This is a genomic window from Pseudomonas bananamidigenes (genome assembly GCF_001679645.1).
GTDB lineage: Bacteria > Pseudomonadota > Gammaproteobacteria > Pseudomonadales > Pseudomonadaceae > Aquipseudomonas > Aquipseudomonas bananamidigenes.
The window spans coordinates 61709-70509 of the sequence record NZ_LRUN01000026.1; the positions used below are offsets into that span (position 1 = coordinate 61709).

The 8801-nt window shown below is 61.0% G+C and carries 12 protein-coding genes; 5 read left to right on the forward strand and 7 right to left on the reverse strand.

The annotated features are described in order from the left end of the window. Positions 1-85: 85 nt before the first annotated feature. Positions 86-940 carry an RNA polymerase sigma factor RpoH gene (gene rpoH, locus BBF94_RS10320; protein WP_065258939.1) on the forward strand — a complete coding sequence of 285 codons (855 nt, stop codon included), beginning with the start codon at positions 86-88 and terminating at the stop codon, positions 938-940. A 70-nt stretch (positions 941-1010) separates the two neighbouring features. On the opposite strand, the gene mtgA is transcribed toward rpoH, so the two are convergent. After that, positions 1011-1733 carry a monofunctional biosynthetic peptidoglycan transglycosylase gene (gene mtgA / locus BBF94_RS10325; RefSeq protein ID WP_065258940.1) on the reverse strand — a complete coding sequence of 241 codons (723 nt, stop codon included), beginning with the start codon at positions 1731-1733 and terminating at the stop codon, positions 1011-1013. 74 nt (positions 1734-1807) lie between these two features. On the opposite strand from mtgA, the gene BBF94_RS10330 reads away from it, so the two are divergent. The 4 genes from BBF94_RS10330 (at position 1808) to trmB (ending at position 4181) form a co-directional block, all read left to right on the forward strand. Then, positions 1808-2188, forward strand: coding sequence for a DUF423 domain-containing protein (locus BBF94_RS10330; RefSeq protein WP_065258941.1), 381 nt, complete (start codon positions 1808-1810; stop codon positions 2186-2188). Between the two features lie 72 nt (positions 2189-2260). Beyond that, entirely contained in the window at positions 2261-2461 is a 201-nt protein-coding gene (thiS, locus tag BBF94_RS10335) for a sulfur carrier protein ThiS (RefSeq protein WP_065258948.1), read from the forward strand. 190 nt (positions 2462-2651) lie between these two features. Continuing rightward, positions 2652-3446, forward strand: coding sequence for a thiazole synthase (locus tag BBF94_RS10340; RefSeq protein WP_065258942.1), 795 nt, complete (start codon positions 2652-2654; stop codon positions 3444-3446). Positions 3447-3455: 9 nt separating this feature from the next. Next, entirely contained in the window at positions 3456-4181 is a 726-nt protein-coding gene (trmB, locus tag BBF94_RS10345) for a tRNA (guanosine(46)-N7)-methyltransferase TrmB (RefSeq protein WP_039767926.1), read from the forward strand. 130 nt (positions 4182-4311) lie between these two features. Here the strand turns inward: trmB and BBF94_RS10350 are convergent, their stop codons facing one another. From BBF94_RS10350 to metX, 6 genes are read right to left on the reverse strand one after another with little or no spacing between them, the layout of a single operon-like run. Then, positions 4312-4635 carry a DUF3392 domain-containing protein gene (locus tag BBF94_RS10350; protein WP_011336381.1) on the reverse strand — a complete coding sequence of 108 codons (324 nt, stop codon included), beginning with the start codon at positions 4633-4635 and terminating at the stop codon, positions 4312-4314. Between the two features lie 20 nt (positions 4636-4655). Next, positions 4656-5861, reverse strand: a complete 1206-nt coding sequence (gene hemW / locus BBF94_RS10355; RefSeq protein ID WP_065258943.1) for a radical SAM family heme chaperone HemW — start codon at positions 5859-5861, stop codon at positions 4656-4658. Continuing rightward, positions 5858-6454, reverse strand: a complete 597-nt coding sequence (gene rdgB / locus BBF94_RS10360) for an RdgB/HAM1 family non-canonical purine NTP pyrophosphatase (RefSeq protein ID WP_065258944.1) — start codon at positions 6452-6454, stop codon at positions 5858-5860. The genes hemW and rdgB overlap by 4 nt, the downstream gene beginning before the upstream one ends. Further along, positions 6451-6885 carry a DUF4426 domain-containing protein gene (locus tag BBF94_RS10365; protein WP_065258945.1) on the reverse strand — a complete coding sequence of 145 codons (435 nt, stop codon included), beginning with the start codon at positions 6883-6885 and terminating at the stop codon, positions 6451-6453. The genes rdgB and BBF94_RS10365 overlap by 4 nt, the downstream gene beginning before the upstream one ends. Positions 6886-6911: 26 nt before the next feature. Continuing rightward, positions 6912-7532 (reverse strand): methionine biosynthesis protein MetW, encoded by a 621-nt coding sequence (gene metW / locus BBF94_RS10370; RefSeq protein WP_065258946.1) that lies wholly within the window; start codon positions 7530-7532, stop codon positions 6912-6914. Positions 7533-7539: 7 nt separating this feature from the next. Beyond that, positions 7540-8679, reverse strand: coding sequence for a homoserine O-succinyltransferase MetX (gene metX / locus BBF94_RS10375; protein ID WP_065258947.1), 1140 nt, complete (start codon positions 8677-8679; stop codon positions 7540-7542). Between the last annotated feature and the right edge of the window lie 122 nt (positions 8680-8801).

An 8801-nucleotide genomic window follows, 5' to 3' on the forward strand; every position in this document is an offset into this window, starting at 1 on the left:
GTTTTTTGGGAACTTGTACCTGAGTTCCCGGTCAATTTTTCGCAGTGCCGAAAGGCGCGAGTATGTAAGTCGGAGGTTTTTTCGTATGACCAATTCTTTGCAACCTGCGTATGCATTGGTTCCGGGCGCAAACCTGGAAGCCTATGTACACACCGTCAACAGCATTCCATTGCTGACGCCGGAGCAGGAGCGTGAACTGGCCGAGAGTCTCTACTATGAGCAGGATCTTGAGGCGGCTCGGCAGATGGTGCTCGCCCACCTGCGGTTTGTCGTACACATTGCCCGTAGCTATTCCGGCTACGGTCTGGCTCAGGCCGACCTGATCCAGGAAGGCAACGTCGGCCTGATGAAGGCCGTCAAGCGTTTCAATCCGGAAATGGGCGTACGTCTGGTGTCCTTCGCGGTGCACTGGATCAAGGCCGAGATTCACGAGTTCATCCTGCGCAACTGGCGGATCGTGAAAGTCGCGACCACCAAGGCCCAGCGCAAGTTGTTCTTCAATCTGCGCAGCCAGAAGAAACGTCTGGCCTGGCTGAACAACGAGGAAGTCCATCGTGTGGCGGAAAGCCTCGGTGTCGAGCCTCGCGAAGTGCGTGAAATGGAAAGTCGCCTGACCGGTCATGACATGGCCTTCGACCCGGCTGCCGAAGCCGACGACGACAGCGCTTTCCAGTCGCCGGCCAACTATCTGGAAGACCACCGGTACGACCCGGCGCGTCAGCTGGAAGATGCCGACTGGAGCGACAACTCCAATCACAACCTTCACGAAGCGCTGGAAGTGCTGGACGAACGCAGTCGCGACATCCTCTACCAGCGCTGGCTGGCAGAAGAGAAGGCCACGCTGCACGACCTGGCGCAGAAGTACAACGTGTCGGCCGAGCGGATCCGTCAGCTCGAGAAGAGCGCGATGAACAAGCTCAAGTTGTCGATTGCCGCATAACCGGTAGTCCGGCAATGAAAAACGCCCCGATCAGTGATGATCGGGGCGTTTTTGTTTGCCTGTCGGAAGGTCATTGGGCCCACGGTGCCCGGCGCGAATCACCGAGGGTCAGCAGATAGCTGTCGCCACCCAACTGGCTCATCTGCTGGCGAATCCATCCGGCCCGGCGCGAAACATAGGAAGTCGGGTGGCTGGCGCTCCAGACCCGGGGGTTGGGAAGCACGGCGGCCAGGTAACTCGCCTGCTGCCGAGACAATGATTTGGCGGCTACGCCGAAGTGATGCCTTGCCGCCGCTTCGGCGCCGAACACGCCGTCATCCCACTCGACGCTGTTCAGGTACACCTCGAGAATCCGCTGCTTGGGCCAGAACACCTCGATCAGCGCCGTGAACCAGGCCTCCAGGCCTTTGCGCAGATAGCTGCGACCCGACCACAAGAACAGGTTTTTCGATACTTGCTGGCTCAAGGTGCTGGCGCCGCGAATCGAGCCACCGAGTTCGTTGTGGGCCAGTGCGGCCTTGATGGCGCTCAGGTCGAACCCCCAGTGCTCGGGAAATTTCTGGTCTTCGCCGGCAATGACCGCGACCTTCAGGTCATCGGAAATCTCGTCCCACGGTTTCCAGGTGCGCTGCAGATCGATCGGCTCACCGTCGACCCAGGATTCGATCTTGCGCTCGACCATCAACGCCGTTCCCGGCGGCGGCACGAAGCGAAATACCAGCACCAGCAATACGCTGCCGCCCGCAAACCAGAGCAGAGCCTTCGTGAGACGACGGAGAAATGAACGGAGCATAGAGATGGCTTGGCCGAACCGGTTGAGCGGGCCATTATACAGACCCTGCCGATCGAGTCTGACTGGAGTTCTACATGCTGCGTAGCTTTCTGATGCTGGCTGCCTTCTTTGGTTTCACCGGTGTCGGCCTCGGCGCATTCGCCGCCCATGGCCTGAAAAATCGCCTGACCCCCGAGTACCTCGCAATTTTCCATACCGGCGTCACCTATCAACTGGTGCACGCGCTGGCGCTGTTCGGCGTGGCATTGCTGGCCACGCAGCTTCAGGGGCGTCTGGTGGCTTGGGCGGGCATCTCGTTCACCGTCGGTATCCTGCTGTTTTCCGGCAGTCTGTACCTGCTGACCACCGTCGGCATCGGCAAGCTTGGCATCGTCACCCCGTTCGGCGGTCTGGCATTCCTGATCGGCTGGCTGTGCCTCGGACTCGCCGCCTGGCGCCTGCAACCAACCGCTTGACGCCTGGTGCTGACCTTTAGGTCATGATCGGGCTAGAATGCCACCCCCTAAAAAGTGATGGCGGCGTTGCGCATGCGCATTCAGTTGAACGGTGAATCCTTTGAACTGCCCGACGGTGAAACCGTTGCGGCCCTGCTGGCCCGTCTGGACCTGGCCGGACGCCGTGTCGCGGTCGAGCTCAATCTGGATATCGTCCCGCGCAGCCAGCATGCCGACACCACGCTCAATGACGGCGACAACGTCGAAGTGGTACACGCCATCGGCGGCGGCTAGCCCCAAACACTGTGAAAACTGCTGCGCTTGGAAATACTGCGTTAAAAACAGGCTCGGAATGCTCATTTACAACCCGTAAACTCCGCTTCCTCGCCTGTTTTTGCCTTGTCTTTCCTTCGCTCGCGACGTTTTCACAGCGTTTGGCTATTAAGGAATTCTGCAAGACCCTCACCCCAACAGAGGATTTCCCATGAGCATCGTTCGTAGCGACAAGCCTTTTGTTCTGGCCGGTCGTACTTACCAGTCGCGTTTGCTGGTCGGTACCGGCAAGTACCGTGACATGGAAGAAACCCGCCTGGCCATCGAAGCCTCGGGTGCCGAGATCGTCACCTTCGCGGTGCGCCGCACCAATCTGGGCCAGATCGAAGGCGAGCCGAACCTGCTCGACGTGCTGTCGCCGGATCGCTACACCTTTCTGCCAAACACCGCCGGTTGCTACGACGCGGTGGAAGCCGTGCGCACCTGCCGCCTGGCCCGTGAGCTGCTTGATGGCCATAACCTGGTGAAGCTGGAAGTGCTGGCCGACCAGAAAACCCTGTTCCCCAACGTGATTGAAACCCTCAAGGCCGCCGAAGTGCTGGTCAAGGAAGGCTTCGACGTGATGGTTTACACCAGTGATGACCCGATCATCGCCCGACAACTGGCGGAAATCGGCTGCATCGCGGTCATGCCGCTGGCCGGTCTGATCGGTTCGGGCCTGGGGATCTGCAACCCGTATAACCTGCAGATCATCCTTGAAGAAGCAAAAATCCCTGTGCTGGTAGATGCCGGTGTCGGCACCGCTTCCGACGCCACCATCTCCATGGAACTGGGCTGTGACGCGGTGCTGATGAACTCGGCCATCGCCCACGCCCAGCAGCCGGTCATGATGGCCGAAGCCATGAAACACGCGATCGTCGCGGGCCGTCTGGCCTACCTCGCCGGCCGCATGCCGAAAAAACTCTATGCCAGCGCCTCTTCGCCGCTGGATGGTCTGATCAAGTAAGAGCTATTGATGACTGAATCGAACGACACGCCAATCCAGACGGAAGAAGGCGACGAGCGCCAACACCGCCGCATCAAGAGTTTCGTGATGCGCGCCGGGCGCATGACCGAAGGCCAGCAGCGCGGCCTGGATCAGGGCGCGCCGAAGTTCGTCCTGCCGCTGGCCGATGCGCCGGTGGATTACGACCAGGTGTTCGGTCGTTCCGCGCCGCGTTCGCTGGAGATCGGTTTCGGCATGGGCCACTCGCTGCTGGAAATGGCAGCCGCTGCGCCGGAACAGGATTTCATCGGTGTCGAGGTTCACCGTCCGGGTGTCGGCGCGCTGCTCAACGGCGTGCTGACTCAGGGCCTGACCAACCTGCGGGTCTACGATTGCGACGCGATTGAAGTGCTTAACCGCTGCATCGCCGACAACAGCCTCGATCGGCTGATGCTGTTCTTCCCGGACCCATGGCACAAGAGCCGTCACCACAAGCGCCGCATCGTTCAGGCATCCTTTGCCGAGCTGGTGCGCAGCAAGCTGAAGGTCGGCGGCATTCTGCACATGGCCACCGACTGGGAACCGTATGCCGAATACATGCTGGAAGTGATGAATGTCGCCCCGGGCTATCGCAACCTCGCCGAAGACGGCAAGTGCGTACCCCGCCCGGCCGAACGCCCGATCACCAAGTTCGAACGCCGTGGCGAACGTCTTGGGCATGGCGTTTGGGATTTGAAGTTCGAAAAGCAATCCTGAGCATCACGCAATAAACACTGTGGGAGCGAGCTTGCTCGCGATGAGGCCATAACATTCAACATTTATGTCGTCTGTTACACCGCCATCGCGAGCAGGCTCGCTCCCACAGTTGTTTTGTATGTGCTGAAAATCAGCGTCGGTCGGCGACCACACCAATCAAAACGAGCACCACCAACAGCACCGGCGCCAGACTGTAGTTGTTGAACTGGCTCAGGCCCTTCACCACCCAAGGTGTGGCGTAGATCAGCGCCGCGCCGCTGCCGATCATGCACAGCAGGGCCATCAGCGGGACGCGCAGGGCGCCGGCGATGCTGCCCAGGCGTTGCTCGACCCAGCCTTTGAAGTCGGCGCCGAACAACACCAGCAGGCAGCCCACCAGAGCCAGCGCGATTTCCGAGAGGTTGCTGCGGCTCCAGCGGGAGACAGTGGCAAGCAGGTCGAGTATCAAATCCATGCGGGTTCCCCGGGAGCCATTCAGCTCAGAAATTTCTGCAGCAAATCGTTGAGAAAGAGTTGTCCGCGCTCGGTGGCCGCCAGACGTGACGGTTCGACCTGCATCAGGCCGCTTTGTTCGGCTTCGTGCCTTTGTTCGTCGAGGCTTTCCAGCGGCAGGCCGGTGCGCTCGGGATACAGGCGTGATTCGACACCAGCGGTCAGACGCAGGGCGTTCATCAGGAACTCGAACGGCATCTCGTCGTTGGTCAGGGCTTTCTCGCCGGCCTTGAAGCTTTTGGCCGGGTTGAGGTAGTCCTTCGGCAAGCGCGTCTTCCAGGTGCGCACGATGCGTCCGTCCGGATGGCTGAGCTTGCCGTGGGCGCCGGCGCCGATGCCGATGAAGTCGCCGAAACTCCAGTAGTTGAGGTTATGCCGCGCCGGGCGACCCGGTTGAGCGTAGGCGGAGACTTCGTATTGCGCGTAACCGTGTTCGGCCAGCAGCGCCTGTCCGGCCTCCTGAATGTCCCACAACGTGTCGTCTTCTGGCAGCACCGGCGGCTGGTTCCAGAACACGGTGTTCGGCTCCAGCGTCAGCTGATACCAGGAAATGTGCGTCGGCTTCAGTTCAATGGCCTGACGCAGATCGCTCAGGGCATCGTCCAGCGACTGGTCCGGCAAGCCGTGCATCAGGTCGAGATTGAAGTTATCGAACCCGGCCTGGCGCGCCATGCCGGCGGCGCGAACGGCTTCATCGCCGTTGTGGATGCGCCCCAGGGCCTTGAGCTTTTCCTGCTGGAAGCTCTGGATACCGATCGACAGGCGATTGATCCCCAGCTTGCGGTAGGCGACGAACTTCTCTTGCTCGAACGTCCCGGGGTTGGCTTCCAGGGTGATTTCGATGTCATCGGCAAACGGGATGCGTTGTTTGACGCCTTCGAGCAAGCGACCGAGTGCTTCTGCGCTGAACAGGCTCGGCGTACCGCCGCCAAAGAAGATCGAACTCAACTCACGGCCGTACACCGCGTGCAGATCCTGATCGAGGTCGGCGAGCAGCGCATCGACGTATTCCTGTTCCGGCAGCACCGGGCTGGCAGTGTGAGAGTTGAAGTCGCAATACGGGCATTTGCGCACACACCACGGGATGTGGATGTACAGCGCCAGGGGCGGCAACGTCGGCAACGGCGCCCGAGGCGAGGAGGCGGCGCCACCGACGATCAGTGGCGACGCAGAAGAATCACGGGTCATTTCAAGCTCAGACGCTGGCGCAGCAGATCCATTGCACGGGCGCGGTGGCTGATCCGGTTCTTGTCGCTCGGGCTCAGTTCGGCACTGGACACGTTACGCTCCGGCACCCAGAACAGCGGGTCGTAGCCGAAACCGTGTTCGCCGCTGGCAGCGGTCAGGATGCGCCCGTGCCACAGGCCTTCGCACAGGATCGGCAGCGGATCGTCGGCATGACGCACCAGCGCCAGCACGCAGACGAACTGCGCGCCGCGCTCGGCTTCAGGCACATCCTTCAAGGCGTCGAGCAGCTTGGCGTTGTTCGCCGCGTCACCCTTGCCGTCGGCATAGCGTGCCGAGTAGATGCCCGGCGCACCGCCAAGGAAGTCCACCGCCAGGCCCGAATCGTCGGCCAGCGCCGGCAGCCCGGAGATGCGCGCCGCGTTGCGGGCCTTGAGGATCGCGTTCTCGACGAACGACAGGCCGGTTTCTTCCGGCTCCACGCTGCTGAACTCGCCGATCGAGCGCAATTGCACCGAGTCGCCGAGCATGGCCTGGAGTTCCTTGAGTTTGCCGGCGTTATGGCTGGCCAGTACGAGTTGCTTGAGGTTCATCATTCGCCGGGGAAGAGTTCCTGGTTGAAATTGATGGTGTTGATCTTGTCGCCGGTCTGCACCTTGATTTCGAAGGTGCGGGTTTCCTGCTGTTCCACCGGGTACTGCGCAATGTAATAGATCGCGCCCTGTTCGGTGACCTGGCGGAAATTCAGGGTCACGGTCTGGCTGGTCAGATCCTTCACCGTGCCGGTGACGTTGGCGATCAACGGCTTGCCATCCTTGATCACCGAAACGTTGATCACACCCTGGTTCTTGCTGCGGATCAGCTCGGCAGCCTTGGCGATGTCCGGTTGCAGGTAGGTCGAGTTGAAGGTGTTGTAGTGCACCGTCACGTCGCCGAAGGTTTCCTGGCGCTCGCTCTTGATGGCATCGGCTGCCACGGCCGACAGGCTCAGGCAGGCGGCCAGCAGTGCGGTAATCAGGCGTCCCATGTTCGTTCTCCTCGCAATGTCGTGGTTCAGACCGCGATTTTGTGATCCTGCAGCCCCGGGCTGCTGACGCGGTAGATACCGATCTCACCTAACAGATTAGGCCATAGCTTACTGGCCCACCCGTGGCGGTGCTGTTGATCCACGGCAAGCCGATCAATGACCTTCGCCTCACGTTCACGGCAAAGTTCTTCAAAGTCTTCGAAGGTGCAGAAGTGAATGTTCGGCGTGTTGTACCAGGTGTACGGCAGGAACTCGGACACCGGCATCCGGCCCTTGCTCGCCAGATACCAGCGGCAGCGCCAGTGGCCGAAGTTGGGAAACGTGATGATGCACTGACGGCCGACGCGCAGCATTTCGTCGAGGAGCTTGTCGGGGTAGTGCACGGCCTGCAGGGCCTGGGTCATCACCACGATGTCGAAGCTGTTGCTGGCGAAGTTGCCCAGACCCTTGTCCAGGTCCTGTTCGATGACGTTGATGCCCTTGGCCACGCACTCGGCAATGTTGTCCGGGTCGTTTTCCAGGCCATAGCCGGTGACTTGCTTGTTGTCGCGCAGCCAGGTCAGCAATTCGCCGTCACCGCAACCGAGGTCGAGCACGCGGCTGCCGGCGGGGATCCATTCCTGGATGATTTCCAGATCAGCTCTCATGGCTTGTTCACACCGTAATTCGGTTCATGTAATTGCCGAACGCCTGCAGATAGCGCGGGATCGGAATCAGGAAGGCGTCGTGGCCCTGGGGCGCGTCGATTTCCAGGTAGCTGACGTCTTTGCGCGCGGCCATCAGCGCGTCCACCAGTTCCCGCGAGCGGGCCGGGGAAAAGCGCCAGTCGGTGGTGAACGACATCACGCAGAACTTCGCTTTGGCACCTTCGAAGGTTTTCGCCAGGTTATCGTCGAAGTTGGCCGCCGGATCGAAGTAGTCCAGTGCCTTGGTCATCAACAGATAGGTGTTGGCGTCGAAGCGTCCGGAGAACTCTTCGCCCTGATAGCGCAGGTAGCTTTCGACCTGGAATTCGACGCTGTGGAAGTCGTAGTTGAGCTTTTCGCTCTTCAGGCCACGGCCGAATTTTTCGCCCATGGAGTCGTCGGACAGGTAGGTGATGTGCCCGACCATCCGCGCCAGCATCAGGCCGCGCTTGGGGATCACGCCCTGTTCCTGGAACGAGCCGCCATGGAATTCCGGGTCGGTGAGGATCGCCTGACGCGCCACTTCGTTGAAGGCGATGTTCTGCGCCGACAGCTTGGGGGCCGAGGCGATGGCCAGGCAGTGGCGAACACGGTCCGGATACGTGATGGTCCATTGCAGCGCCTGCATGCCGCCAAGGCTGCCACCGATCACGGCCGCCCACTGGCCGATGCCGAGCAGATCGGCGAGGCGTGCCTGGCTGTGCACCCAGTCTTCCACGGTCAGCACCGGGAAATCGGCGCCGAACGGCTTGCCGGTGTCCGGGTTGACGCTGCTCGGACCGGTGGAGCCGTTGCAGCCACCGAGATTGTTCAGGCTGACCACGAAGAACTTGTTGGTGTCGACCGGTTTGCCGGGGCCGATGCAGCTGTCCCACCAACCGGGCTTGCGGTCGTCGACGCTGTGATAGCCGGCGGCATGGTGGTGGCCGGACAAGGCGTGGCAGATCAACACGGCGTTGCTCGCTTGCGCATTGAGCGTGCCATAGGTTTCGTAGATCAGGTCATAAGCGGCCAGCGAACGGCCGCAGGCCAGGGCCAGCGGTTCGCTGAAGTGCGCCGTTTGCGGCGTCACCAGACCAACAGAATCGGGGGGAAAGGCAGCTGGCATCGACCCTGCTCTCGTTGAAATGAGGCGTAAGTCTAAAGACCGGTGGGGTTAGCGGCAAGCAACTACCTGCGCTCGTTCCCACGCTCTGCGAGGGAGCGTCTCGGGATGCATTCCCACGCAGA